The 25,204-nt window shown below is 69.7% G+C and carries 31 protein-coding genes; 22 read left to right on the top strand and 9 right to left on the bottom strand.

Going from position 1 to position 25,204, the window contains the following annotated elements; translation table 11 throughout:
- Positions 1-22 precede the first annotated feature (22 nt).
- Genes E1300_RS24930 through E1300_RS24920 form a run of 3 tightly spaced genes read right to left on the bottom strand, consistent with a single transcriptional unit; the run spans position 23 to position 3,618 of the window.
- On the bottom strand, positions 23-601 hold the full coding sequence (locus tag E1300_RS24930) for a TetR/AcrR family transcriptional regulator (RefSeq protein ID WP_131759487.1): 579 nt from the start codon (positions 599-601) through the stop codon (positions 23-25).
- 31 nt (positions 602-632) lie between these two features.
- Positions 633-2,750, bottom strand: coding sequence for a YhgE/Pip family protein (locus E1300_RS24925; RefSeq protein WP_131759486.1), 2,118 nt, complete (start codon positions 2,748-2,750; stop codon positions 633-635).
- 16 nt (positions 2,751-2,766) lie between these two features.
- On the bottom strand, positions 2,767-3,618 hold the full coding sequence (locus E1300_RS24920) for an ABC transporter ATP-binding protein (protein WP_242619388.1): 852 nt from the start codon (positions 3,616-3,618) through the stop codon (positions 2,767-2,769).
- A 202-nt stretch (positions 3,619-3,820) separates the two neighbouring features.
- Here E1300_RS24920 and E1300_RS24915 point away from each other — a divergent pair, with 202 nt between their 5' ends.
- A complete protein-coding gene (locus E1300_RS24915; protein ID WP_131759485.1) occupies positions 3,821-4,201 on the top strand; it encodes a DoxX family protein in 381 nt (126 codons plus the stop codon).
- Between the two features lie 121 nt (positions 4,202-4,322).
- Entirely contained in the window at positions 4,323-5,957 is a 1,635-nt protein-coding gene (locus E1300_RS24910; protein WP_165502982.1) for a serine/threonine-protein kinase, read from the top strand.
- Between the two features lie 3 nt (positions 5,958-5,960).
- Here E1300_RS24910 and E1300_RS24905 read toward each other — a convergent pair whose 3' ends face one another.
- The 3 genes from E1300_RS24905 to E1300_RS24895 all read right to left on the bottom strand — a co-directional run bounded on the left by E1300_RS24905 (position 5,961) and on the right by E1300_RS24895 (position 8,977).
- Complete coding sequence (locus E1300_RS24905) at positions 5,961-7,151, bottom strand: lipid-transfer protein (protein WP_131759483.1); 1,191 nt, start codon at positions 7,149-7,151, stop codon at positions 5,961-5,963.
- A gap of 114 nt (positions 7,152-7,265) precedes the next feature.
- Complete coding sequence (locus tag E1300_RS24900) at positions 7,266-7,718, bottom strand: Zn-ribbon domain-containing OB-fold protein (protein WP_207399937.1); 453 nt, start codon at positions 7,716-7,718, stop codon at positions 7,266-7,268.
- Positions 7,719-7,750: 32 nt separating this feature from the next.
- Entirely contained in the window at positions 7,751-8,977 is a 1,227-nt protein-coding gene (locus E1300_RS24895; RefSeq protein WP_131759482.1) for an MFS transporter, read from the bottom strand.
- A gap of 79 nt (positions 8,978-9,056) precedes the next feature.
- Between E1300_RS24895 and E1300_RS24890 the strand changes: the two genes are divergently transcribed.
- From E1300_RS24890 to E1300_RS24810, 17 genes are all read left to right on the top strand, one after another.
- Complete coding sequence (locus E1300_RS24890) at positions 9,057-9,965, top strand: LysR family transcriptional regulator (protein ID WP_131759481.1); 909 nt, start codon at positions 9,057-9,059, stop codon at positions 9,963-9,965.
- Between the two features lie 61 nt (positions 9,966-10,026).
- On the top strand, positions 10,027-10,794 hold the full coding sequence (locus tag E1300_RS24885) for an SDR family oxidoreductase (RefSeq protein WP_131759480.1): 768 nt from the start codon (positions 10,027-10,029) through the stop codon (positions 10,792-10,794).
- A 9-nt stretch (positions 10,795-10,803) separates the two neighbouring features.
- Positions 10,804-11,763 carry an LLM class F420-dependent oxidoreductase gene (locus tag E1300_RS24880; RefSeq protein ID WP_131759479.1) on the top strand — a complete coding sequence of 320 codons (960 nt, stop codon included), beginning with the start codon at positions 10,804-10,806 and terminating at the stop codon, positions 11,761-11,763.
- 73 nt (positions 11,764-11,836) lie between these two features.
- Positions 11,837-12,037 carry a hypothetical protein gene (locus tag E1300_RS24875; protein WP_131759478.1) on the top strand — a complete coding sequence of 67 codons (201 nt, stop codon included), beginning with the start codon at positions 11,837-11,839 and terminating at the stop codon, positions 12,035-12,037.
- A gap of 103 nt (positions 12,038-12,140) precedes the next feature.
- Positions 12,141-12,488, top strand: a complete 348-nt coding sequence (locus tag E1300_RS24870; protein WP_131759477.1) for a DUF6507 family protein — start codon at positions 12,141-12,143, stop codon at positions 12,486-12,488.
- Positions 12,485-14,794 (top strand): hypothetical protein, encoded by a 2,310-nt coding sequence (locus E1300_RS53500; protein ID WP_131759476.1) that lies wholly within the window; start codon positions 12,485-12,487, stop codon positions 14,792-14,794. Before E1300_RS24870 ends, E1300_RS53500 begins: the two co-directional genes overlap by 4 nt.
- The gene (locus tag E1300_RS24860; RefSeq protein ID WP_131759475.1) at positions 14,784-15,461 is read left to right on the top strand and encodes a hypothetical protein; all 678 of its coding nucleotides are present in this window, start codon (positions 14,784-14,786) and stop codon (positions 15,459-15,461) included. The genes E1300_RS53500 and E1300_RS24860 overlap by 11 nt, the downstream gene beginning before the upstream one ends.
- 96 nt (positions 15,462-15,557) lie before the next feature.
- Positions 15,558-15,782: a hypothetical protein gene (locus E1300_RS24855; RefSeq protein ID WP_131759474.1), complete on the top strand. Its 225-nt coding sequence runs from the start codon at positions 15,558-15,560 to the stop codon at positions 15,780-15,782.
- Positions 15,779-16,237, top strand: a complete 459-nt coding sequence (locus E1300_RS24850) for a TY-Chap domain-containing protein (protein WP_131759473.1) — start codon at positions 15,779-15,781, stop codon at positions 16,235-16,237. Before E1300_RS24855 ends, E1300_RS24850 begins: the two co-directional genes overlap by 4 nt.
- Before the next feature lie 273 nt (positions 16,238-16,510).
- Positions 16,511-17,209 carry a hypothetical protein gene (locus E1300_RS24845; protein WP_131759472.1) on the top strand — a complete coding sequence of 233 codons (699 nt, stop codon included), beginning with the start codon at positions 16,511-16,513 and terminating at the stop codon, positions 17,207-17,209.
- Entirely contained in the window at positions 17,209-17,691 is a 483-nt protein-coding gene (locus E1300_RS24840) for an immunity protein YezG family protein (RefSeq protein WP_242619387.1), read from the top strand. The genes E1300_RS24845 and E1300_RS24840 overlap by 1 nt, the downstream gene beginning before the upstream one ends.
- A gap of 5 nt (positions 17,692-17,696) precedes the next feature.
- A complete protein-coding gene (locus tag E1300_RS24835) occupies positions 17,697-18,140 on the top strand; it encodes a TY-Chap domain-containing protein (RefSeq protein WP_131759471.1) in 444 nt (147 codons plus the stop codon).
- A gap of 36 nt (positions 18,141-18,176) precedes the next feature.
- Positions 18,177-18,689, top strand: a complete 513-nt coding sequence (locus E1300_RS24830) for a DUF6301 family protein (protein ID WP_131759470.1) — start codon at positions 18,177-18,179, stop codon at positions 18,687-18,689.
- A 13-nt stretch (positions 18,690-18,702) separates the two neighbouring features.
- Positions 18,703-19,194 (top strand): DUF6301 family protein, encoded by a 492-nt coding sequence (locus E1300_RS54025; protein WP_370785178.1) that lies wholly within the window; start codon positions 18,703-18,705, stop codon positions 19,192-19,194.
- Positions 19,195-19,227: 33 nt separating this feature from the next.
- Positions 19,228-19,614, top strand: coding sequence for a hypothetical protein (locus E1300_RS24820; RefSeq protein WP_131759468.1), 387 nt, complete (start codon positions 19,228-19,230; stop codon positions 19,612-19,614).
- Positions 19,611-20,540, top strand: a complete 930-nt coding sequence (locus tag E1300_RS24815) for a DUF6177 family protein (protein ID WP_131759467.1) — start codon at positions 19,611-19,613, stop codon at positions 20,538-20,540. The genes E1300_RS24820 and E1300_RS24815 overlap by 4 nt, the downstream gene beginning before the upstream one ends.
- A 105-nt stretch (positions 20,541-20,645) precedes the next feature.
- Complete coding sequence (locus tag E1300_RS24810) at positions 20,646-20,894, top strand: Fe-S cluster assembly protein HesB (protein WP_242619386.1); 249 nt, start codon at positions 20,646-20,648, stop codon at positions 20,892-20,894.
- 119 nt (positions 20,895-21,013) lie between these two features.
- On the opposite strand, the gene E1300_RS50305 is transcribed toward E1300_RS24810, so the two are convergent.
- Genes E1300_RS50305 through E1300_RS24800 form a run of 3 tightly spaced genes read right to left on the bottom strand, consistent with a single transcriptional unit; the run spans position 21,014 to position 23,316 of the window.
- Entirely contained in the window at positions 21,014-21,175 is a 162-nt protein-coding gene (locus E1300_RS50305) for a hypothetical protein (RefSeq protein WP_165502981.1), read from the bottom strand.
- Between the two features lie 12 nt (positions 21,176-21,187).
- Entirely contained in the window at positions 21,188-22,267 is a 1,080-nt protein-coding gene (locus E1300_RS24805) for an Rv3169 family protein (RefSeq protein WP_207399936.1), read from the bottom strand.
- Positions 22,264-23,316 (bottom strand): phosphotransferase family protein, encoded by a 1,053-nt coding sequence (locus E1300_RS24800; RefSeq protein ID WP_131759465.1) that lies wholly within the window; start codon positions 23,314-23,316, stop codon positions 22,264-22,266. The genes E1300_RS24805 and E1300_RS24800 overlap by 4 nt, the downstream gene beginning before the upstream one ends.
- Before the next feature lie 134 nt (positions 23,317-23,450).
- Here E1300_RS24800 and E1300_RS24795 point away from each other — a divergent pair, with 134 nt between their 5' ends.
- The 3 genes from E1300_RS24795 to E1300_RS24785 all read left to right on the top strand — a co-directional run bounded on the left by E1300_RS24795 (position 23,451) and on the right by E1300_RS24785 (position 25,114).
- The gene (locus tag E1300_RS24795) at positions 23,451-24,101 is read left to right on the top strand and encodes an MBL fold metallo-hydrolase (RefSeq protein WP_131759464.1); all 651 of its coding nucleotides are present in this window, start codon (positions 23,451-23,453) and stop codon (positions 24,099-24,101) included.
- The gene (locus E1300_RS24790) at positions 24,098-24,769 is read left to right on the top strand and encodes an HAD family hydrolase (protein ID WP_131759463.1); all 672 of its coding nucleotides are present in this window, start codon (positions 24,098-24,100) and stop codon (positions 24,767-24,769) included. Before E1300_RS24795 ends, E1300_RS24790 begins: the two co-directional genes overlap by 4 nt.
- 141 nt (positions 24,770-24,910) lie before the next feature.
- A complete protein-coding gene (locus E1300_RS24785) occupies positions 24,911-25,114 on the top strand; it encodes a PspC domain-containing protein (protein WP_131759462.1) in 204 nt (67 codons plus the stop codon).
- The last annotated feature ends 90 nt before the right edge of the window (positions 25,115-25,204 follow it).

Raw genomic sequence — 25,204 nt, 5'->3', positions numbered from 1 at the left:
CCCCCGGCGTCCGGGGCCCGGCTCAGGGGCCGGTGAGGCGGCCGCGCAGCAGGTCCATCAGCGTCGCGTGGACGTCGCCGAGCGACCGCCCCGGCTGGAGGGTCCGCCAGTCGAGGGCGACGGTCAGCACCATCCCGAAGACGGCGGAGGCCGCGGTGCCCGTGTCGAGGTCGGCGCGCAGGTCGCCGGCGGCGACGGCGTCCCGGAGCACGTCCGCGACCACGCCGATGGCGCGTTCCCGGATCAGCCGCGCGGCGCGCTGCCAGTCGCCGCCCGAGCGCCAGGTCTCGGCGATCAGCAGCCGGGCGAACGACTCGTGCTCGCCGATGAAGGCGAGCTCGGCGCCGACGACGGCCTCCAGCGCGTCCAGCGGCGCGCGGCCGGACGCCGCGTCCCGCAGCGCGGCGGCGAGCCGGTCGACGCCGTACTCCAGCAGCGCCGAGAACAGGCCCGCCTTGCTGCCGAAGTTGTAGAAGACGGTGCCCTTGGCGACGCCGGCCCGCTCGGCGATCTGGTCGACGGTGGTCGCGGCGAGCCCGCTCTCGGCGATCAGCTCGATCGCCGCGGCGAACACCTTCTCCCGGGTCGCGTTCCGGCCCACGTCTCGCCCCGCCTCGTCCGTCGTCCGGTGCTCAGAGTGTCAGCGCCGGGCGCAGCCGCGCCATCGTCCACACCCGGTTGTGCCGGACGGCGAGCGCGGTGAGCGCGAGCCCACCCGCGAGGAACGCCGCCAGCACCGCACAACCCTGCCACACCGCCGCCATGTCGCCGCCGCCGATCAGGTGCCGGACGGCGTCCACCACCCACGGCATCGGCAGGTACGGGCGGATCGCCTGGAAGAACCGCGGGCTCGTCTCGATCGGGTATGTGCCCGCCGCCGAGGTGAGCTGGAGCATCAGCAGCGCCAGCGCGATGATCCGCCCGACCGGGCCGAACCGCGCGTTCACCCACTGGATCACGGCGAGGAACGCCGCGGACGCGAACGCGAGGAACCCGGCGAGCCCGGCCCAGTGCTCGGCGTGCAGCCCGAGCGCGAGGCGCAGCACGGCGAGCACGACGAGGGCCTGCGCGGCGCCGATCGCCGCGGCCGGCAGCCAGCCCGCGAGGGCGACGCGCCACGCGGGCGCGGTGCCCGCCAGCGCGCGCGGGTTCAGCGGCCGCAGCAGCATGTAAATGATCATGCCGCCGACCCACAGCGACAGCGGGACGAAGAACGGCGCGAAGCCGGTGCCGTAGTTCGGCGCCTTGTTCTCGGTCGTGCTCGACAGCCGCACCGGGTCGCTCATCATGTCGTCCCGCGCCGCCCGCTCCTTGCCGCTGTAGGACGGCACCTGCTCGGCGCCTTCGGCGAGGCCGCTCGCGAGCTTGCGGTTCCCGCCGGCGATCTGGCCGAGGGCCGTCTCCAGCGTCACCGCGCCGCCCGACAGCCGTCCGAGGCCGCCCGCCAGCTCGCCCGCGCCGCCCGACAGCGTCCCCAGCCCTGACGTGAGCTGGGACGATCCGGACAGCAGCTTCCCGGTCCCCGCGTTGATCTGCCGCGTGCCCGCGTTGAGGCGGTCCACGTCCCGGCGGGCCCGGTCGACCTTGCCCGCGAGCCCCGGCGCCTCGGCGGCGATCTTCCGGGCGGCGGCCTCGACGGTCCGCGCGTCGGCCGCGACCTTGCGCAGCTCGCCGGTGTGGCCGCGGATGTAGCCGTCCACCTGCCGGGCGACGGCGACCACCTGGTCGGCGGACCGCGTGAGGTCGCGGCGCACGTCCGGCGGGACCTCCGGGTGCGCGGCGAGGTAAGCGGTCAGCTCCGCCCGGGCCGTCTCCGCCCGGCGGACCGCGGCGCCCGTCCGCGCGGGCAGGGTCCCGGCCCCGTCGGCGAGGGCGTCCGCGCCGCGCGCGACGAGCAGCGCCGCCTGGCGGATCTCGGGGGCGTTCTCGCGCAGCAGCGGGACGAGCGTGTCCCCGGCCCGGTCCACGGTCGACGTCAGCCGCTGCATGCCCGCCGCGACCTGCGCGGTCCCCGTGCGCAGGTCGTCCAGCCCCGAGGTGAGCTGTCCGCTCCCCGCCCGGGCCTCGTCGATCCCGCCCTTCAGCTTCCCGGCGCCGGCCTGGGCCGTTCCCGCGCCCTTGGCCAGCTCGCCCGCGCCGTCCTGTGCCTGCCCGGAACCCTTCGCGAGCTTCCCGGCGCCGCCCGCGGCCTCGTCCAGCTTGCCGTGCAGCGTCCCGAACGACAGGAAGATCTGGTCGAGGTAGCCGTGCACCGCCTCGGTGCCCGCCGCCGCGCTGATCTCCTTGAAGGCCGCCTGCGCGAGCGTTCCGACCACGTAGTTGTTCGCGTCGTTCATCTGGAGCCGCAGCCCGGCGGGGGTCGGCGTACCGTTGCCGGACGGCGACGCGATGCGCGCGCTGAAGTCGGACGGGATCGTCAGCGACATGTAGTAGCGCCCCGACCGGACGCCCTCCGCCGCCTTGCCCGCGGACACCTTCTTCCAGTCGAAGACCTGGCGCTTCTCCAGCTCGTCCGCGAGATCGGCTCCGGCGTGGACGGTCTTGCCGTTCGCCTTGGCGGGCTGGTCCTCGACCACGAGCGCCACGGGCACGTGCTTGAGCCGGGCGTAGGGGTCCCAGAACGACCACAGGTAGAGGCCCGCGTACAGCAGCGGGAGCAGCACGAGTCCGGCGAGTGCGATGCGGGTCAGGCGATTGCGCGAGAAACGGCGCAGTTCCAGGACGCCCGGCGTCAGCGCGGGAAGTCGCATCGGGGGGATCTCCTCATCAGAGGGAGGGGTCGTGGGAAAGGGGGACGGGGATCGCGAGCCCTTCGGCGGGCGCCGGGTCGTGGCAGGCGGCGACCACCGTGACGCCGGACGCCGCGATCGCGCGGAGCCGCTGCCACAGCGCGTGCTGCCGGTCGGCGGGGAGCCCCTCGTCCACGTCGTCGAGCAGCAGCAGGCCCGGCTCGGCGACCGGCCCGGCGAGCAGCCTCCGGGACGACGACCCGACGAGGGCGAGCGCGGCGCCGAGCAGCCGCGCCTCGTCCGGGGCGAGCTCGTCCGCGCGGGCCCCGGGATCGACGTCGAGACCCACGCGTTCGAGCGCGTGCCGCACCCGGGCGTCCCGTCCGCGGAACCGACCGAGGACGCCCTCGTGCAGGGCGAGCGCCTCGTCCACGTGCTCCCGGACGGTCAGCGCCGGGTCCAGCTCGTTCACCCCGGGGACGAGCCCCAGGGCGGCGACGCGCTGGACGGCCCGCGGATCCTTGTCGAGCCGCAGCCCGCCCACGGTTCCGGACCCTTCGGTCGGCCTCATGCGGCCGCCGAGCGTCAGGAGCAGGGCGGTGCGGCCGGATCCCGCGATGCCGCTCACGGCGGCCAGCCCGCCCGCCGGGACGTCCAGGTCCACACCGTGGAAGACCCATCCCCGCGCGCCGCGCAGGGAGAGCCCCCGCGTCCGGACGGCGAGCCCGCGGGCCTGTCCGGTGGACGGACCCTGGGCTCCGGGACGGCCCCCGCCTGCCCCGGAGCCCTCCGGGTCGGGTCCGGAGGCGGTCGCGTCGGTCCCCCCGGCCGCGGCGGCCGCCCCCGGAGTCTCGATGGTCGGTGAGAGATCGTCGTGGTCGGACGTCATTCGCGGTCCTTCGAGAATCTTTGCACTGACCGGTCAGTACAAAAGTAGCTCTCTCCAGCCGACCGCACGCCCATCGAGGCGGTGACCTCCGACACGTGCCCTCACCCCGGAAGTCACACCGGGCCGCGCTATGACTTCCGTCACAGTGGCGATGAGGGGCCCTCCTCCGGGCATGATCGCCTGGTTCTGCCACACTTCCGCCATGACCGACTCGTCTCGTGCGACCCGGAACCTCGTCACCGTCCTGGCGGGCATGGGGACGCTCCACTTCGCCGTCCCGAAGCCGTTCGACACGATCGTTCCCAAGCAGCTGCCCGGCAGCGCGCGGACCTGGACCTACGCCAGCGGCGTCGCCGAACTCGCCTGCGCCGCCGCCGTCGCGTACCCGCGCACCCGCCGGCTCGGCGCCCTCGCCACCGCGGGCCTCTTCCTGGCCGTCTTCCCGGCCAACGTCCAGATGGCCTACGACTGGCGGAACCGCCCCCTCCCGCTGCGCACCGCCGCCTACGCCCGCCTGCCGCTCCAGGCCCCCCTGGTCGCCTGGGCCCTCCACGTAGCCCGAAATTCCCGCAAGTCCGCCTGACCCGGCCGTCCGCCGTCCGCCTTCATGGCCGGTTGCGGCTCGCGATCCGGCTCCGGCGGCGGGCGCGGGATGGGATCATTCTGGACATGCGCGCACGGCCGGGACGGTGATTATGGAGCCCTTGCGTCCTGAGGACCCTTCCCAGATCGGCGGCTATCCGGTCATCGCGCGGCTCGGCGCGGGCGGCATGGGGCAGGTGTACCTCGGCCTCAGCGGCGGCGGGCGGCACGTCGCCCTCAAGGTGATCCGCGAGGATTTCGAGGATCCGCAGGCCCTGGCCCGCTTCCGGCGCGAGGTCCTGACCGTCGAACGGGTCCGCAGCCCTTTCGCCGCGGCGATGGTCGGCGCCGGGCTCGACGCGCGCCCCTACTGGCTCGCCACCGAGTACGTTCCCGGGCCGACCCTCCGGCAGGCCGTGGCGCAGCACGGCCCCCTGCCGCCCGACACGTGCCTGCGGCTTCTCGCGACGCTCGCGCTCGGTCTCCTGGGGATCCACCGCCAAGGCGTCCAGCACCGCGACCTCAAGCCGGGCAACGTCATCCTCGCCCCCAACGGGCCGCGGCTCATCGACTTCGGCATCGCCCGCGGCGACGGGCAGACGCAGATCACCCAGACCGGCGCGTGGAACGGGACGCCCGGCTATGTCGCCCCCGAGGTCGTCCGGGAGCAGGCGCCGGTCCCCGCGTCCGACATGTTCTCGCTGGCCGGGACGATCGCCTACGCCGCGACGGGCCGCCCGCCGTTCGGCTCCGGCCGGATCGAGGCGGTCATCCACCGGACGCTCAGCGGCGACATCGACGTGGCGGGCGCCGACCCGCGCGTGGCCGAGCTCGTCCGGCTGATGGCGGCCAAGGACCCGGCGGAGCGCCCGACCCCCGAGGCCCTCCTCCAGCGCATCGCCGTCACCGGGCCGCTCCCCGCCGACCCCGTCTACCGGTCGATCACGAGCACGGCCGGCCCGCCGCCCGCCAGCGTCGCCGACGCCGTCGCGTTCGGGCTCGTCCCGGCCGAGCGCACGCGGACGTCCGGCGGGTCGATCACCATGGCCGGCGACGGGACGGGCCGACGGCGGACCGCGGTGATCGCCGCCGCGGCCGGCATGGTCGCGGTCGTGCTCGCCGCCGCGGTCGGTGCGCGCTACGCCTTCGACGGCGACGGCGGCGAAGGCGGCACCGGCGGGAGGCCGACCGCCGGGACGACGTCGAACGGCGGCACCGGTTCGAGCCCTTCGACGGTCGCCGGAGGCACCTCGCCGCGCGCGACCGGCGGCACCGGCACCGGTACCGGCGGCGTCCCGCGCAACGACATCCTGATCAAGCAGCCGAGCGACGACTTCAACCTGATGGCGTGGAAGAAGGAGGCCTCCGCCTGCCAGCCCGCCGTCCGTCCCGAGGACGACGCCCTGGCCGGAGACCTCCAGTACTCGGCGCCGCGGACGCCCGTCACCGGCAGGACCGCCGACCTGGCCATCCGCTTCAAGTACACACGGAAGCCCGGGTACTACATGACGGCGCAGGTCCGCGCGCCCGGCTCGATGGTGGGCAGCTCCGGCGCGGGTGCGGCCGTCACGAGCAAGCCGAAGGAGATCCCGTCCGACGACGGGTACCTGGAACTCAAGTACCCCGCCGACTTCAGATGGGACTCGAACAACCCCCCGCTCGACCTCGCCAAGGGCGACTGGACGGTCGTGTGGCTGCACGTCCACCCCAACGGCGACGCCTACTACATGGCCTGCGACGGCTTCAGCGTCCAGTAGGGCCTACCGGACGGCGATCACCGCCGAGCCGTGCCCGAACAGCCCCTGGTTGACGGCGATGCCCGCGCGCGCCCCGTCCACCTGGCGGCCCTCCGCCTGACCGCGCAGCTGCCAGGTCAGCTCGCACACCTGCGCGATCGCCTGCGCCGGGATCGCCTCGCCGAAGCTCGCGAGCCCGCCGCTCGGATTGACCGGGATCCGCCCGCCGAGCGCGGTCGCGCCCGACCGGAGCAGCTCCTCGGCGCCGCCGGGCTCGCACAGCCCGATGTCCTCGTACCAGTCGAGCTCCAAGGCCGTGGACAGGTCGTACACCTCGGCCAGCGACAGCTCGTCCGGGCCGATCCCCGCCTCCTCGTACGCGGCGTGCGCGATGGCCGAACGGAACGGACGGTCGGGCTCGTCCACGACCAGGGCCGAATCGGTCGCGAAGTCGGGCAGGTCCAGCACGGTCTTCGGGAACGTCGGCGTCACCGTGGACAGCGCCGGAATGCGCACCGGCTCGGCCACGCCGTGCCGCCGCGCGAACTCCATGGACGACAGCACCAGCGCGGCGCCGCCGTCGCTCGTCGCGCAGATGTCCAGCAGCCGCAGCGGATCGGCGACCACGGCGGACTCGCGGACGTCCTCCAAGGTCACCTCCTTGCGGTACCGGGCGTTCGGGTTGCCGAGCCCGTGCCGCGCGTTCTTCACCTTGACGGCCGCGAAGTCGTCCAGCGTCGCGCCGTGCACCGCCATCCGGCGCCGCGCGTACAGCGCGAAGTAGATCGGGTTGGTCGCGCCGAGCAGCCGGAACCGCAGCCAGTCCGGATCGTCCGGGCGGTCGCCGCCGACGGGCTTGAAGAATCCCTTCGGCGCGGCGTCGGCGCCCACGACCAGCGCGACGTCGCAGAGCCCCGCGAGGATCTGCGCGCGCGCCGCGTTGATCGCCTGCGCGCCGGACGCGCAGGCCGCGTAGCAGCTCGACACCCGCGCCCCCGACCAGCCGAGCGCCTGCGCGAACGTCGCGCCCGCGATGAACCCCGGATACCCGTTGCGGATCGTGTCGGCGCCCGCCACGTACTGGACGTCCGGCCACGTGAGCCCGGCGTCCGCCAATGCGGCCCGCGCCGCCGCCAACCCGTACTCGACGAAGTTGCGCCCCCACTTCCCCCAGGGATGCATCCCCGCCCCGAGCACAGCGATCGGCTTGCTCATTGCCTCGCCTCCGCTCGGCGGAGAGCGGTCGCCTCACGCGACGGCTTCCCTCGTCGCGTGCTCGCTCCTTCGTCGCTGCGCGCGCTCCTCAGTCCAGCCGCCGCGCGCCCGCTCTCAAGCACTGACGGGCCTCCACATCCAGATGGTGTACTCGGCCTCGTCGTCCTCGTAGAGGGTGCCTTCGGTGAGCTCGACCTCCATGCCGACGGCGAGGTCGTCGACGGTGTGGCCCGGCGCCACCTGGCCGAGGACGACCATCCGCTCCGTCTCCAGCTCGACGGCCGCGACCGTGTAGGGGCGGAACGGGTCGGGCGAGATGTACGGCGGCGGCGGTTTGTAGCGGGAGTCGGCGTACGACCAGACGCGGCCGCGGCCGGACAGGGCGTGGTCCTCCAGCTCCGAGCCGTCCTTGGGACCGTCGCACCGCGGGTTGCGGCAGGCCAGCTCGTTGCGCGGGAAGTAGGGCGTGCCGCAGGACGCGCAGCGCGTGCCGAGCAGCCGCACCTCCCCGTCCGCGGTGGTGAACCAGCCCTCGATCGCCGGTCGGCGCTGCTTGGTCGTGGACACGCGGCCTCAACTCCTGCCTGCGGGGCTCTCGTCTACCGGCGCAGCCTACCAACCAAGCGCCCGCTCAAGACAGGGCCGGGCATCCCCGCCGCGGCGGCGAGGCCCGCGGCGAGGAGGGCCAGCACGTAGAAGCCCGTCCCGTCCCAGTGCCCGTGCTCGAAGGCGACGCCGCCCGCGGTCCCGCCGACACTGCTGCCGAGGTAGTAGGCGCACAGGTAGAGGGCGGAGGCCTGGGCCCGCGCGGACGAGGCGCGCCGTCCGACCCAGCCGCTCGCCACCGCGTGCGCCGCGAAGAACCCGACCGTGAAGACCAGCAGGCCGAGCGCGACCAGCGGCAGGACGGGCGGCAGCGTCAGCAGCAGCCCGGCCGCGGCGAGCAGCAGCGCCCCGGCGAGCACCCTCCGGCGCCCCGACCGGTCGGCCAGGACGCCCGCGCGGGCCGACGCCGCCGAGCCCGCGACGTTCATGACGGCGATCAGGCCGACCACCGCCTGCGGCAGGTGGAACGGCGCGTCCAGCAGCCGGTAGGTGAGGAAGTTGTAGACGGTGACGAACCCCGCCATCACCGTGAACGCGACCAGGTAGAGGCGGCGCAGGCCGGGGTCCGCCAGGTGCGCGAGCAGCGGCCGGTAGCCGACCCGGGACGGGCGGAAGAACCGCGACGGCGGCAGCAGCAGCCAGAACGCGACCGTGAACGCCAGCGCCAGCAGCCCCGTCACGGCGAGCGCCCACCGCCATCCGGCGAAGTCGGTGACGATGCCCGGGACGAGCCGTCCGAGCACGCCGCCGATGCCCGTCCCGGCGACGTACCGGCCCATGGCGCCGCCGAGGTGCGCGCCGTCCACCTCCTCGGCGAGGTAGGCCATCGCGACCGCGGGCACCCCGGCGAGCGCGAGCCCCTGCACGGTCCGCACTGCGGCGAGCTGCGCGAAGGTGGAGCACACCGGGATCAGCAGCCCGACCAGCGCGGACGCGGCGGACGACACGGCCATCACGCGCGTCCGCCCGTACCGCTCGGACAGCGAGCTGACCGGGATGACGGCGAGCGCCACCGCGCCGGTCGCGAGCGAGACGAGCAGGCTCGCGCGCGCCGGCGAGACGCCGAAGCCGTCGGACAGCTCGGGCAGCAGCGCCTGAGTGCAGTACAGCGACATGAACGTGGTGAGCCCGGCCGCGAACAGGGCGAGGTTGACGCGGCGCAGGCCAGGGGAGCCGAGCCGGTGCCGTGCGGGGACCTCCAGGGACGGTGCGAGGGTCATGGCCTCCAGCGTTCAACGCGTGAACCGATGCGTCCAATGACGGATTGCTCGCCAACCGATGCGCGAGCATCATGAACGCATGGATCTCGTGACGGTGCGGTGGTTCCTGGCCGTGGCCGACCAGGGGCATGTGACGAACGCCGCAGCGGATCTGCGGATCTCCCAGCCGGGCCTGTCCCGCGCGCTGGCCCGCCTGGAACGCGAGCTGGACGTCCCGCTGTTCGACCGCGCGGGCCGCGGCGTCGTCCTGACCCGCTACGGCGAGCTGTTCGCCGAGCACGCCCGGCGCCTCGTCGCCGGGGAGGAGGCGGCGCGGCGCGCCCTCGCCGAGGCCGCCGACCCCGAACGGGGCGAGGTGTCGCTGGCGTTCCTGCACACCCAGGGCCCCTCCTTCGTCCCCGACCTGATCCGCCGCTACCGGCGCGACCACCCCGGCGTCACGTTCCGGCTCAGCCAGGACCGCTCGGAACGGGTCGCCGCGATGGTCCTGGAGGGACGCGCCGACCTCGCCATCACGAGCCCCCGCCCGGACGACCCGTCCCTGACCTGGCATCCCCTCGTCACCGAGCGGCTCCAGCTCGCCGTGCCCGCGGACCACCGCCTCGCCACCCGGAAGCGGGCGCGCGTCCGCGACGTCCTGGACGAGCCGTTCGTCGCCTTCCGCGAGGGGGCGGGCCTCCGCGCGGTGGCCGAGGACCTGTTCACGCAGGCCGGGAGCCGTCCGGAGATCGCGTTCGAGGGCGACGAGACCTCGACCGTCCGGGGCCTGGTCGCGGCCGGGCTCGGCGTCGCGGTCGTGGCGCCCCTGCGCCCGGGCGAGGAGTTCCACGGCGTCCGGCACATCGAGCTGGCCGAACCCGCCGCCGTCCGGACGATCGGGCTCGTCCGCGCCGCCGGTCGCACCCGTCCGCCCGCCGCCGAGGCCTTCGGGCGGTTCGTCGAGGGCCGCGGGGACGACCTGCACGGAGCGGGCGGGGCACCTAACTGACTCGTCAGTCACTTGGGTACAGTGAACCGAGTCGGATTCTGGCGCGAGAGGGAGTGTGCGGATGCGGACAGGACTGAAGGGGAAGACCGCCCTGATCACCGGGGCGTCCCGGGGCATCGGAAAGGCGACCGCCGTCGCGCTGGCCGCCGAGGGCGCCAACGTCGTCCTGTCGTCCCGCAAGCAGGACGCGCTGGACGAGGTCGCCAAGGAGATCCGCGCCGAGTACCCCGAGGTGGGCGTGCTCGCCAAGGCCGCCCACGTCGGCGACGCCGAGCAGGCCGCCGCCGCCGTCGACGCGGCCGTCACCGAGTTCGGCGGCCTCGACGTCCTGGTCAACAACGCCGGCACGAGCCCCTACTTCGGCCCGATGGTCGGCATCGAGCCCGCCGCCGCCGAGAAGACCGTGCAGGTCAACCAGTTCGCGGTCGTCCAGTGGACGCAGCTCGCCTGGAAGGCCGCGATGCAGGAGCGCGGCGGCTCGATCATCAACATCGCCTCCGTCGGCGGCATGGTCACCGAGCACGGCATCGGCTACTACAACGCCACCAAGGCCGCCGTCATCCACCTCAGCCGCCAGTTCGCCATGGAGCTGGCCCCGAAGGTCCGCGTCAACTGCGTCGCCCCCGGCCTCGTCAAGACCGCCCTCGCCCGCGCCCTGTGGGAGAAGAACGAGGAGCAGATCAGCACGTACATGCCCCTCGGCCGCATCGGCGAGCCCGAGGACATCGCCAACGCCGTCGTCTTCCTCGCCGGCGACGCCACGTCCTGGATGACCGGGCAAACCCTGGTCGTGGACGGCGGCTCCACCATCCGCCCCTCGATCGCCTAGGAGACCGCCATGTCGCGCTGGGGACTGACCATCCCGCTCACCGGCGTCCCGCTGGCCGGGCACCGGGACATCGTCGCGAGCCTGTCCGAGCTCGGCTACACCGACGCCTGGTCCGCCGAGACCAACGGCACCGACGCGTTCACCCCGCTCGCCCTCGCCTCCCAGTGGGCCCCCGAGCTCCGCCTCGGCCCCGCGATCGTGCCCGTCTACACCCGCGGCCCGGCCCTGCTCGCGCAGCACGCCGCCACCCTCGCCGACCTCGCCCCCGGACGGTTCGTCCTCGGCATCGGCACCTCGTCCGACACGATCGTCCAGCGCTGGAACGGCATCCCGTTCGAGGAGCCCTACAAGCGCACCCGCGACACCCTGCGCTTCCTCCGCAAGGCGCTCGCCGGCGAGAAGGTCAAGGAGGACTACGCGACCTTCTCCGTCAAGGGCTTCAAGCTGGAGAACACGCCCGCGACCCCGCCCCCGATCGTCCTCGCCGCCCTGCGCCCCGGCATGCTCCGCCTGGCCGCCCGCGAGGCCGACGGCGCGATCACCAACTGGCTGGCGCCCAAGGACGTCCGCACCGTCCGCGGCGAGCTCGGCGACGACCCCGAGCTGATCGCCCGGCTGTTCGTCTGCCCCACCGAGAACGCCGACGAGGCCCGCGCGATCGGCCGCTGGATGATCGCCGCGTACATGACCGTCCCCGTCTACCGCGCCTTCCACGAGTGGCTCGGACGCGGCGAGGCGCTCCGCCCGATGAACGAGGCGTGGGCCGCGGGCGACCGCAAGAAGGCCCTGGAGGTCATCCCGGACGAGGTCGTGGACGACCTGATCGTCCACGGGTCCCCGGCCGCCTGCCGCGCGCGGATCCGCGAGTACGTGGACAACGGCCTCACGACGCCCGTCCTCGCGATCGTCCCGGGCGGCGGCCTGGACGTCGCCGAAGCGATCCGGGCACTCGCCCCAACAGCGGACTAACCACTCGAAAAAGGGCCGACCGAATCACCGGTCGGCCCTTTTCCGTCCCCGCCCGTCCTGCGACCATGCGCCCATGAAGTTCCAACAGGTAGAGCCCCCGGACGACATCTCGGACGACCCGGACTTCGACACCGTGGACAGCATCACCGCGGAGACCGAGGCGATGAACGCCGACCTCGCCCTCCTCACCGAACTGGCCGAACAGGAGGCCCGCGGCGGACCCGCCGGACCCGAGCCCCCACCGGACAACTTCCGTCCCGGCAGGTTCCGCTGATCGGGGCGTCCAAAAGTGCGACAACTGTCAAAATAGGCCTTTCATCTCTCCATAGCCGCCTTTACTCTCTCCTGCGACGCTGTCAGAACCCGGGGGAGTGCCGATGGCGATTGAGGGCTGGAACATCCATGTCGCGGGGGTGCGCAGCGCGCTGGCCCGGACCATCGCGGCGATCGAACCGCTCAAGGGCCACGCCGAGACCTACGGCGACGCCATGTACAGCGCCGGGTACGCGTCCGGCAGCGACCGGATCAAGGCGGCCCTCGCCGGCTTCGGCGAGCACCACCAGTACACCCTCGCGTTCGCCGCCAAGCGCACGTCCAACTGCATCCGCGGCGCCACCCTCGCCACGCACGCCTACCTGACCGGCGACGAGGAGATGGCCGAGAACGCCCAGCGCAACGCCGGCCGCGCCCCCACCCCCGCCGACCTGAGGCGGCCGCACAAATGATCAACGCGAACGGCATCGAGCTGATGGCCGGGGCCCTCGACCCCGCCGGAGTCCAGCACGAGGTCGGCCGCCTCCGCGCCGCCGCCAACGGCATCCGCACCGTCGGCGAGAACGTCAACGACCGCTGGTCCACCGGCCTCAACGAGGGCGTCTACCACGCCCCCGAAGGCGACCTGCTCCGCACCGCCGCCAAACCCGTCCAGACCGAGACCGCCAGATTCGGCTGGCAGCTCTGGCAGGTAGCGCAGGCCCTCGACACCTACGCCGCCGAGATCGCCCCCATCAAGAGCCGCCTCCAGACCCTCCTCACCGAAGCCAACGCCTTCCTCGCCAAGGCCGACCCCATGGGCACGGAATGGCTCAAGGACGACGACATGGTGAAGGAGAACAACCGGCTCGAATCCGCCGTCCGCGGCCAGGCCGAAGCCCTTCTCGCCGCCGAGGAACGCTGCGCCGCCAAGATCTACGCCGCCTACGGCGGCCACGCCCCCGCCCCCATCTGCACCGACACCCCACCGGCGTCCACGATCCCGCCCTGGGGCACCCCCGAAAAGGCCGACCTCCCCTGGTACTACGACGCCTGGAACGGCGCGGGCCGCTTCGGCAAGGGAATCTGGGACGTCACCTGGGGCGGCTTCTCGTCCCTCGTGGGCCTCCAAGGCGGCAAGGCCTTCAAGGAATCCTGGACCGGCCTCGGCAAATGGGCCGCCACGTCCTTCATCGTCAGCTTCCCGGGCGCGCAGACCCTGCTGATGATTCCGTCCGTCCGCAAGATGGTCTGGGACTCCCACGTCTCCCAGTTCAAGGGCCTCACCGCCTGGGACGAGTGGCGCCGCGACCCGGCCCGCGCCAGCGGCCAGGTGGTCGGCAACATCCTGATGCTGGCCACCCTCAAGAAAACAGGCCCCAAGGCCACCACCTTCGCCGGCCGAGGCGCCCAAATGGCCCTCAAAGGCGCCCGCTTCTTCGACCCTCTAACGACCGTCACCATGGGCGGTACGAAGGCCGCCAACCTCCTCCGCGGCCTACGCAGCGCCGAAGCGGCCCCCGTAAAACTAGACGCAGACCTCCCCCGCCTAGAAGACCCGACAAAACCCCCCACGATAGGCCGCCCAGGCGCAGGCGACTTCGAAATCCCAGGCAAGGGCCCCGCCGAAGTAAAACCACCCCACCTAACAGACCCCCAACTCCCAAGAGAACCAGCCCTAGCCGGCCCCCCAAGAACCCCCCAAGAACTAAACAACACCCACACCCCACCCGGCCCCGACAAACCCCCACCCTCCAGCCCCCAAGACCCCCCACCCACACACGGGAAGTCTCCGTCATCGGGAGAGACGCCCGGCCAGGAGGGCCAGCCGACGTCCGGTGGCGAACCAACGTCGGACAGCGGTACCACGCCTCCCCACAAGACGTCAGGAACTGACCCATCTGTCTATCCAGGCGAGCGTGGAGGCCACCAGGCGCCTGCACCGGACCCGAGGACGGTGGAGGCCTTGGAGCACATGGGCCTCACCAAAGAAGGGGCGCTGCGCCTCCTGGGCCCCCCGAAGCGCGCCAACCTGCGGATGCACATCGAGGGGCTCATCGACCAGGCGGATACGCCGGGCAGGCCGACCTCGTCCCAGGTGGCAACGGCGCTACGCGACCTCGACACGGCGATGAACAGCGGCAAGCTCCACCCGCACAGCTTCGGCCAGCTGCTCGCGAACCTCCACAACGCCTCGCATACCAAACAATTCATGGAGCGCCATTCAGAGATCATGGGCGCGAGAGACGTGATCGAGACGGCCGATCTCGCCCCCGGAACGCAGGTGCTGACCCATGCCACACTGGGCAGGCACCCCATCGACCTGGGTGGCGGCGTGACGATCGACATCGGTCCGGTACACCAGGCCGATTTGCTTTACAAGACGTCCGACGGCATCTTCCACCTTGAGGACGTGAAGGACACTCCGAACGCACTGGACGGCAACATCGATAAGTCGCAACACCGTAACATTAATAGATGGTATCGACTAGATCCAGAGGAGCGCAAGATTGGTTATAGGATGCCAAGGGAAGAAGGATGGACCGATCTTTTCAGATATCGTCGCAATATCTTCCAAAGACTTTACGAGAAGGATTATCACTTGACCGTCGGCAAGAGGACCCTAACGCCAGTTGAGGTGAGAGACTTCCGGGCAGCAATAGGAGAGAAGTATGTCGAGTGGCTGAAACAAAACCCCGGAAGGGGTGTTGGTGACTTTTATGCGCAGCCTGAGATGCGGACTCTCGAGGATGCTCTGAGGTATGCGCATGGACGGTGATGTCGGCGGCGATGTGATCGCCGTAGAGCTCGCGGAGGTTCCGTGGCCATGGGACGTCGTCGGGAGCGACATAGGCGAGGCAGTTCCGGTACCTGCCGGAACCCGGGAAGACGTTCGGTCTGCGATCCGTGCTCTCGGCAAGCTCTTGGAGTTCCTTGAACGACGCAGCGGCGATGTCGCTGCCGCATCAGCGGCAACGACTTTGCTGGACGATGCTCCGTGGTTCGCGTTCGAACGTGGCCTTGCCGAAGCCATGCCCACTACGGGTGACCTCACCTGGAGTAACGTGCAGCGGTGGGCGCGGAGTTTCGACCCGGCCTTGATCGGCGGTTCATGGGAACATGCTCCCGCTGAATTCGTGCGCGCCATCGGTTGGATCTGGGCATCGACAGTCGTCGATATGCAGATCGAGAAGGTAACGGATTGGCTCGTTGACAAGTTCGAACAGGAGCCAGGCAATCCCGAACTTGACTATTTCATGGATCTGGTATCCGAGCGTGCGTCAAAGGTAGGCGTTAAGGGGCCTTCGCTGATCACGGCTCTCAGCAGTGCGGGCCAGTCAAAAGCGTTGCCTTACCTGGATCGTTTGGCGCGCGATAGCCGCCTCCCTGAGGAGTCGCAGGAGGCCGTTGAGCAGGAGCGTATCTGGCTGCGCCGCCCAAGCTAGATCGCTACGGCCAGACAAGTAGGGGTGCACGCAGATTCGATCAACGGGACGTCCCTTGCCTTCGCTTCCCATCTTTGACGTCATCGGACTTGGTTCATGGCGGAGTTTCGGCTGTCGAAGTTGGGTGTTTTCTCCATCGACTATGGTTTCGACAACGAGCCGGAGTGGGCGGTGCCGGTGGTACCCGAAAGCTATGTTGAAGATCTCGAACAGTTCCCGAAGGATTCCGAGAAGATACCGGTTTGGTTCCAGGAGAAGCTTGATGCGGTCGAAGCTTCCCGGCGAGAGTATCGCCGCTGGAAGCTGCAAGGGGGCCGGTGAGCACTGTGGACTGGGGGTCTTTCGCGGACGGTCTCGCCGAGGACTTGGTGACGCTCGCGGCGGGCGCCCTTGTGGTGATCTCCGAGCCGGGAGAGCCGGGGTGGCGCCGCTACGTCCAGTTCAGCCAGCAAGATGACCGGCTCCACGCGGAGGTGGTGGCCAACGCGTTCCTTGACGAGTCCAGCCGAACCTCTGCGGAGGGGGAGCAGAAGATCTCCCAAGCCGGGTGGACGGCACCGAAAGTAGCGCACGATAACTGGACCTCTGAGCTCGCGTGGCCGGCGTCCCATGCCGACTATCGGGTGCTGACCGAGAAGATCGTTTTGGCTTTGCGTGATGGCTACGGGATCACATCTCCCGAGTCCTGGCGTTATCGTGCATGGAACGACCGTAAAGGAAATCGTCCATTCCGGCTCGCACGACTCGAAGACCGCGGGTTGGGGTCGGAAGAGTGAGCGATTGCGTCCACCTGTATGCCCACGGCCGTACTCGGCCCACAGGACACTGGGAGAAGGGCGAGGTATGCCCGGGAGTAGTGTTCCTGGCTGGTCAGGTCCTATCGCCGATGAGTTGGCCGAGGTCTCACCGCCATGGAGTGTGAACGATGCCTTCATTGGGAAGTTCCGCGAGCGAATGGCACGACTGCCCAGGAGCCCGGATGAGATCGAGAGCGCCTTGGCTTCACTGGCAGCGCACCGAGCAGCACGAGAAGACCGCCAGGTGCGCCTATGGACGGTGATCTCGGTGGTGATGTGATCGCTATGGAGCTCGCGGAGGTTCCGTGGCCCTGGGACGTCGTCGGAGGCGACATAGGCGAGGCAGCCCCGAAACCTGCCGGAACCCGGGAAGACGTTCGTTCTGCGATCCATGCTCTTGGAAAGCTCCTGGAATTCCCTGAACGACGCAGCGGCGATGTCGCCGCCGCATCAGCGGCAACGACGTTGCTGGATGATGCTCCATGGTTTGCGTTTGAAGGCGGCCTTGCTGAAGCCATGCCCGCTACGGGTGACCTCACCTGGAGCAACGTGCAGCGGTGGGCGCAAAGTCTCGACCCGGCCTTGATCGGCACTTCATGGGAGCAAGTTCCCGCTGAGTTCGTACGCGCCATCGGTTGGATCTGGGCATCGACAGTCGTGGACGTGCAGATCCGAAGGGTAACGAGCTGGCTCATTGATAAGTTTAAACAGGAGCCAGGTAGTCCCGAGCTTGACCATTTCATGGATCTGGTGGCCGGGTGTGCGCCAAAGGTAGGCGTTAAGGGCCCTAGGTTGATCGTGGCTCTTGCCAGTGCAGGGCAGTCGAAAGCGTTGCCCTACCTGGACCGTTTGGCGCGTGATAGTCGTATTCCTGAGGAGTTGCAGGAGGTGGTCGAGCAAGGACGTGCCGTGTCCTCGCTCTCACATCCTCGACGTCGTGGTGTGGTGTGATGGATAGTGAGCTGGCGATCGCCTATGAGCGTCTTGTTGGGCGCGTCAAAGATGTTGTGCTTAGCAATGCTCCACTGGGGTGGGAAGAAGTCGTCTTGACTGAGCGCTTCCTTTATCGCGTGAGTGAGGAGGTGGTCATGGCCAAGTCGGTCAGCGGTGAAGTCGTGAATTTCAGTATCAGTCATGAGTGTGACTTGGACGAGATCTTCGACGAGCTCCGGGCGATGATGTATGAACGCGGCAAGGGTGCTTGGTTCACGGTGGAGTTTCGACTGTCCAGATCTGGGCGCTTTTCCATCGACTATGATTTCGACAACGAGCCGGAGTGGGCGGCGCCGGTGGTGCCCGAAAGCTATGTTGAAGATCTCGAACGGTTCCCGAGGGAGCCCGAGAACATACCGGCTTGGCTCCAGGAGAAGCTTGATGCGGTCGAGAGTTCTCGGCGAGAGCATCGCCGCTGGGAGTTGAGAGGGGGTGGGTAAGCGCTATGGACTGGGAGACTTTTGCGGACGCTCTTGCCGAGGACATGGCTACGCTCGCGGCGGGCGCCCTTGTGGTGATCTCCGAGCCGGGAGAGTCGGGCCGCTACGTTCAGTTCGCTCAGGATGATGACCAGCTCGACGTTGATGTGGTGGGCAATGCGTTCCTTGACGATTCCAGCCGAGCGTCTGTCGAGGGAGAGCAGAAGATCTCCCTGGCCGGCTGGACGGCACCGAACGCAGAGTACGAGAACTGGACCCTTCAGCTCGGGTGGCCGGCGTCTCATGTTGAGTACCGAGCGCTGACCGAGAAGATGGTGGTGGCTCTGCGTGATGGCTACGGGATCGCATCGCCTGAAACATGGCGTTATCGCGCGTGGAACGACCGTAAAGGAAATCGTCCCTTCCGGCTTGTACGACTTGAGGAACGTGGGTTGAGAGCGAAGGAGTGATTCATCGCGTCCGTTCGTAGACCCACACTGTTATGGATGCCAACGGAACGCTTTGTCGGTGAGGTGAGCGGTATGTCTGGTCCGGACGAGTTGGTCGATCAGGAGATCGTCGACCTTGCGATGAGCTTTCGTGACCTTCGTTGGTCGTGGGATCCGGCGGAGATTGGTGAACTCGCCAAAAGGTTCGGATGGACGGTCGAGTTCGAGTACAAGGGCAGTGCGCAACTCGACACAGGTCTAGGGATGGCCAGTGGTGATATCCATTGTGACGCATCAGGCAAGGTAGCGAAGATCGCTGTGGCCCTGTGCTCGTACATCGACGACACTTCGCCATCAGAGCGATGGTATCTGCATGACCGGTTCGTGCATGCGGTGGAGCTTGTCACGCGGGCGCTGGCCGAACCGACGGATCGATTGCCCAAGGAAGTGCCAGAAGTCTGGTGGCGTGGCGTCGAATCCACGGTCGGGCTTGCTCGCTCCTCGACTGTCGCCAGGATCTTCCTAGCGTCGAACGCACACCTCGATAAGCTGGCTCGCGGAGAGATGTGAAGAGGCGGACGCTATGGGGAGTCGGCGGAGACTGGGGGACCAGCAGGTTCGCGAGCTGGTTGAGGCCTTGCGTGACCTGCGCTGGTCGTGGACCTCAAAGGATATCGATTGGCTCATAGATGAATTCGGGTGGACGGTCGAGTACAGGGACGAGGCGATCGTCGAACTCGATATAGGCGTAGGTACCAAGAGCGGAGAGTTGGTGCTCGACGACCACGGCGGGGTCGAGACGATATCTGTTGACCTGTGTTCCCGTATCGATCGGCGATCGGCGGCTGAGCGATGGTGGCTTCAAGATCTCTTCGCGGAGGCCGTCGGTCTTGTTGGTCAAGTCCTGGGAGAACCCACTCGGCGTCGTCCTGGTGCGATACCGGAAGTTCGTTGGCGTCGGTCTCGCGAGACTCTTGGCGTCGTCCACTATTCAGTGGTGGTCGGCTTGTTTCTCACGCCGAATCATTGGTTGGATTTTGCTGAGCGTTATGGGGAGAGTGATGACGATGACTGAGTTGAGATCGACGTCGATCGAAGGGGGTTTGGGGTGAGTAAGGATATTGTTGTTTTGGCGGGGCGGGAGGTTTCTGAGGCGACTTTTGGGGCTGCGGTTCGGGTTGCGGGGGAGGAGTTGTGGGTTTCTGGGGAGGATGGGGTTTTGTGGTTTTCTGAGGGGGAAGGGGGGCGGGTTTTGTTTTCGGTTGAGGTGCCGGTGCTTGTGCGGGTGCCGGGGGAGGTTGAGCGGGTGCTTGGGCCGGGGGTGAGGCCTGTTGCGGTGCCGGTTTGGTTCATTGAGGTGCGGGCGAGTGAGGTGGACGGGGCCGAGGTGCCGGCTATGCGGTTCGCGGCGGAGCTTTCGTTGCAGCTGGACGGGAGTGTCTGGGCCGATGATCCTGCCTATGCCGAGCGGGCCGGGTTGAGGGGGGCTTCGTGACGCATCCCGCGTTGGACGTGGAGACGGAGAAGGTCGGCATCGTCATCCAGAACCGGGTGGTCGTGTCGCTGTCGGTGCGGATGGCGGAGGCGGTGCGGGTCTGTGCGGAGAGCGGGCGGGGGCTTGTCGTCGCGACGAGTGCGCTGTCCAGGTTGACGTTGCCGATGAGGCTGGCGGTCAGTGGGCCCGGGTCGTCCTGGGCCGTCAAGGGGGCGGACGGCGTCTACTACAACGGCCTCAACGGTGAGGTCATGGAGTGGGACGGGGAGGCGTTCCTGCCCGGGGGTGCGGCGCACAGGGAGTTCGTGGAGGCGAAGGCTGAGGGGTTGCAGCTGATCGTCAGCGGGACGGTGCGGTATCCGGCGGCGGAGGGGCTCGCGGTCGGGGGGTTCGCGGAGGCGCTGTTCCGGTGCCTGACGGGGGACGCGCCCAGGGGGTGGGGGCTTTTCGAGCCTGCGGGGATCCCGTGGGATATCGCGGAGGTTACGAAGCTCTGCCGGGAGCGGGCACCCGGGCCTTCCTTCCTGGTGGTGGTCGGGGCGGGGATCGCAACGGTGGAGATTTCAAGGACCCTCTCGGGGGTCGAGGAGACGGTCACGCTGGGGGTCGGTGTCGAGGCGCTGCCTGGTATGAGGGGGATCGTCGAGACGGCCGTCCGGTATCCGCTGGTTTCGTTGACGGTTCAGGCGTGTCCGGGACGGCGGGACGTGACCAGCGTGCCGCAATACAGCGGATTGCCCGCTCCGGTGGGGTTGGTGGTGGGTGCCGAGGGGGCGTCCAGGGCCCGGGGGCTTGGCGGGGTGACCGTGGGAAACGGTGTCTGGATCGAGGTCGGGGACGGGCGGACGCCGGAGGATTGGGGGCGTTTCGGGGAGATCCTCCAGCGGCTCGGGCCGGAGATTCCAGGAACGATGTTTGCCCCCTGAGGCAGCGGGGACGGTGGGGCAAATCTGACCCCGAACCAGAGAGACGTGAGGAGCTGACGCCAGATGCTCACGCTGACCGATGGTGCCGTTCAGGTCATTCGCACCGTGACGGCTAATCCGGAACTTCCGCCCGAGACCGGTATACGTATCGAGTCGGGGATCAACGGCTCGGACGCGCTGCGGCTCTCCGTCGCGCCGGCGCCCGAGGCGGGTGACCAGGTCGTCGAGGAGGAGGGGGCCAAGGTCTACCTCGAACCGACCGTGGCCGAGCTGCTCGACGACAAGACCCTGGACGCCCAGGTGGACCCGCAGGGGGACGTGGCGTTCACCATCGCCGAGGGGGACGCCCAGTGATCGTGTCCTGATCTCTTCCCCGCTCGATCAGGACCGGGACCGGGGCGCTGCGGCGCCCCGGTCCTTCCGTTTCCGCGGGCGCTGCGGCGGGTCGGCGGTGGCGTCGGTGCGGTGGCGGGTCACCGCATGGCGGCCACTACGGCGACGACGGCGAAGACGAAGGCCGCCGTGGTGAGGATCATGAAGGCGGCGATCACCGCGCAGGCGAGGCCCCGCGGTTGGTCGCGCCAGGTTCCGTAGCGGTCGCGCACCTGCTGGTCCAATTCCGGATCGGTGGACACCGGTCCAGTGTGTCACCCGGGGAACGACGGGTGGGGACCGAGCGCCCAGTACTCGAACAGACCGTAGCCGGTCCCGCCCGGATAGTCGTACCGGGCCACGGCGTCGACCATGCCCCACATCCGGGACGCGTCGTCGGGTTTGCGGACGTCGTAGGTGACGCCCTGGACCTTGAGGTCGGGCCCCTGGTACATGCCGTGCTTCCAGTCGGGTTCCAGTCCGTATCCGGTGCCGACCATCATGTGGACGGGCAGCAGGGGCGTGGCGTGGACGTCGAATGGTTCTCCGCCGGGCGGGGCGAAGTGGATGGTCGCTTCTGTCACGTCGCGTGTGTCCGGGGCGTAGACGGGACGGTATTCGGGGCGTCCCAGGTACTCGGGTTCGCGGTCGGGCCAGACGCGGGTGGCCTCTTCGAGGACGCGGCGTCCTTTCTCGTCCTCCTGGACGATGCACAGGATGGAGTGGTCCTCGAACTGCATCGGGGCGTAGAGCCAGTAGAAGGTTCCGGTGTTCTTCGCCTGGATGCCGGGGGGTTCGGGTTCGCCGACGGGGCGGATGCCCCAGGAGCGGTCGCGGGATCCCCACCAGTGGTCGGGGGTCACGGGGATGGATTCGCCGTCCACGGTGATGGTGCCCGTCCAGCGGCCGGTCTGGGCGAGGCGCCGGGAGTCGAACATGACGCGTTCCTGCCAGCGCAGGTAGTGCGGGGGCTCCAGGGTGGCGGGGATCGCGCCCTCCCAGAGGAGGTCGAACGAGAGGCCGTGTTCGGTGTCGTCCAGGACGACCCGGAGCCGTTTCAGTCCCTCGATGACGTCGACGCGGAACGGGCCGACGGTCGTGTTCATCCGGTCGGTGCCGAGTTCGCGGGACGCCCGGACGACCTTGTGCAGGGGCCCCCGACGGACGACCGCGAACGCGTCCATGACCCCGAGGTTGGGGTACTGCCCGATGCCGATGATGAGCATCAGGTCGTCGGAGCAGGGGTGGGCGTTGAAGTAGTAGCGGTCGTAGAAGTTGCGGTCCGAGGTGGTGACGTGCCGCATGACCTCGGGCGCCTGGTGGATCGGGTAGTCGTCGAGCGGGGAGAGCGTCACGGGTCTCCTTGGAGGACGCGGGCGAGCAGCCGGGTGCAGTTGTTGTCGTGGGGGAACTCGCTGGTGTCCTCGATCCAGCCGAAGTCGATCATCGCCTGCCCGATCCGGGCCATGATCACGGAGAACTTGAAGCCGGACAGGACCTCGTAGTACGCCATGTTCCGCATCGGGCGTCCGAGGAGGTCCTCGTAGCGGGCGACGGTGTCGGCGTAGGACGGGAAGCCGTCGAGGCGGGGGGCGCCGATGCCCTCGGAGTGGTGGCGGTCCAGGAACATGAACCAGGCGAGGTCCTCCTCGGGGGCGCCGAGGACGGCGGTCTCCCAGTCGAGGACGGCGGCGGGCGTGCCGGACTGGAAGATCACGTTGCCGATGCGGGCGTCGCCCCAGAGGGCCGCGGGCGGGTCGGGTTCGTCCGGGCGGTTGGCCTTCAGCCAGGCGAGGGCCTCCAGCGCGACGGGCTGCGGACCCTTGTACGCCCAGTGGAGGTAGTGCTCGTAGTAGCGGAGGCGCTGGTCGAGGCCGGGGGAGCCCCAGGCGGGCTGGTCCAGGAAGCCGAGGCCGAGGTCGTCCACGTCGAGCCGGTGGAGCTGCGCGAGGATCTCCAGGGTGGACCACCACATCGCGGCCCGCTCGGACGGCTCGATCTCCGTGACCCAGCCGTCCAGGTGGTAGGGCGGCATGTCGGTCGGGACGCGGCCCTCGACGCGGCCCATGACGAAGAACGGGGCGCCGAGGACGTCCGGGGACGGCTCGTACCAGCGGATCGGCGGGACGGGGATGGCGGTGCGCTCGTCCAGGACGCGCATGAGGCGGTACTGCTCCTCGAAGCGGGCCTCGGGGAAGACCTGGTAGCGCTCGGGGGCGACGCGGGCGACGAGCGGCTCGGCGCGACCGTCGCATTCGGCGTCGAACATCAGCGTCTCGTTGGAGAAGCCGCTCGTCTGCGGGGTCTCCAGATGGACGATGCGGGCGCCGGGCAGGCGCCCGTCGAGCCAGGCCGTGAGGCTGCGCAGGGTGACCTCGGGGTCGCGCTGGTCGGGAACGGGCATCGGCGCCGCCTCCTCGGCCGGGCCCGCGCGCGGAACGTCCTGCGCCGGGCGCGCACCCGGAAGTAGAACGTGTTCTATCAACGGGTTCGGGGGCGGTCAATGGGGGCGGCCCGCCGGCGTGGAAAAATCGTCCAATGCGCCTTACCAAACTCGGACATGCCTGCGTCCAGCTCACCAAGGACGACCGGACCCTGATCATCGACCCCGGCGCGTTCAGCGGCGCGGACGACGCCCTCGCCGCCAGCGACGCCGTCCTGATCACCCACGAGCACTTCGACCACATCGACGCCGACGGCCTGCGCAAGGCCATGGCGGAGCACCCCGAGCTGGAGGTGTGGACGTCCCGCGTCGTCGCGGAGAACCTCGCCGACCTCGGCGGACGCGTCCACCAGGTGGGCCACGGGGACTCGGTGAGCGTCGTGGGATTCGACGTCCACGTCTACGGCGAGGACCACGAGATCCTGCACCCGGACGTCCCGCCCATCCCGAACGTCGGCTTCCTCGTGGACGGAGAGGTCTTCCACCCGGGCGACGCGCTGACCGTCCCGAGCGAGCCCGTGCGCACGCTGTGCCTGCCCGGCAACGCGCCCTGGCTGAAGATCCCCGAGCTGTTCGCGTACACGCGCGAGGTGCGCCCCGAGCGCGCCTTCGTCGTCCACGACGGGCTCCTCAACGACATCGGCCTCCAGGTGACGACCCGGTGGATCGAGACCGCGGGCGAGGAGCTCGGCAAGGACTTCCGCCGCCTCACCCCCGGCGAGAGCGTGGAGCTGGCCGGCGCGTGAACCAGAGCACCCCCCGGGCCGTCCAGGCCGTGTTCTTCGACATCGGCGAGACCCTCATCAACGAAGGCGAGATCTACGGGCGCTGGGCCGACTGGCTGGGCGTCCCGCGGCACACCTTCCTCGCCAAGCTCGGCGCGCTGCTGGCGACCGGCCGCACCCACCGGGACCTTTTCGAGTACTTCCGCCCCGGGTTCGACCTGGAGGTCGAGCAGAAGCGGCGCGCCGAGGCGGGCGTCCCGAACGGCTTCGGCCCGGACGACCTCTACCCGGACGCGCGCGCGTGCCTGTCCGGCCTGCGCGACCAGGGGCTGTACGTCGGGATCGCCGGGAACCAGCCCGTCGAGGCGGCCGAGCAGATGGCGGCCCTCGGCCTCCCCGCGGACGCCATCGGCATCTCGGACGTGTGGGGCGTCCGAAAGCCGTCCCACGAGTTCTTCGAGCGCTGCGCCCAGCTCGCGGACGTCCTCCCTGAGCACGTCCTCTACGTGGGCGACAGGATCGACAACGACGTTCGGCCCGCGCAGGAGTACGGGATGGAAGTCGCGTTCCTGAGGCGCGGCCCTTGGGGGCACATCCAGGAGGACGACGAGGCGCTGGCCGACTGCCTGTTCGTCCTGGACGACCTAGCCGCGCTCCCGGCGCTGGTCAAGCAGTACAACGCCCCTTAAGGGGCATCCCCTAATCCGGGAGTAGGGCACCAGAACCACCCTGGCGGGCGATGTGGAGCCCCCTGTCCGATTCGTAGCTTGGGGACGTGGCCGCGAGACACGCGGTCACGTTCACCACTCGACGAATCGGGGAGAAGACATATGAACGGCCTCTACCGCCCGCGCCACGGTCGGATCATCGGAGGGGTCTGCGCCGGGCTCGCGCACCGGTTCGGCATGGCCCCCTGGACCGTCCGGCTGCTGGCGCTGCTCTCCTGCCTCCTGCCCGGCCCGCAGTTCGTCGTCTACCTCGTGCTCTGGGTCATGCTGCCGAGCGACGACCGCCGCCCCGCCCGCACCCACTGACCGCGGCCCCGCCGGCACCCACTGACCGCGGCCCCGCCCGCGCCCACTGACGGCCGGGCCGCCCGCGCCCACTGACGGCCGGGCCGCCCG

This window comes from Actinomadura fibrosa, assembly GCF_900659615.1.
Taxonomy (GTDB): domain Bacteria; phylum Actinomycetota; class Actinomycetes; order Streptosporangiales; family Streptosporangiaceae; genus Spirillospora; species Spirillospora fibrosa.
Note: the sequence above shows the minus strand (reverse complement) of the source record. Positions and strands in the feature narration are given on the sequence as shown.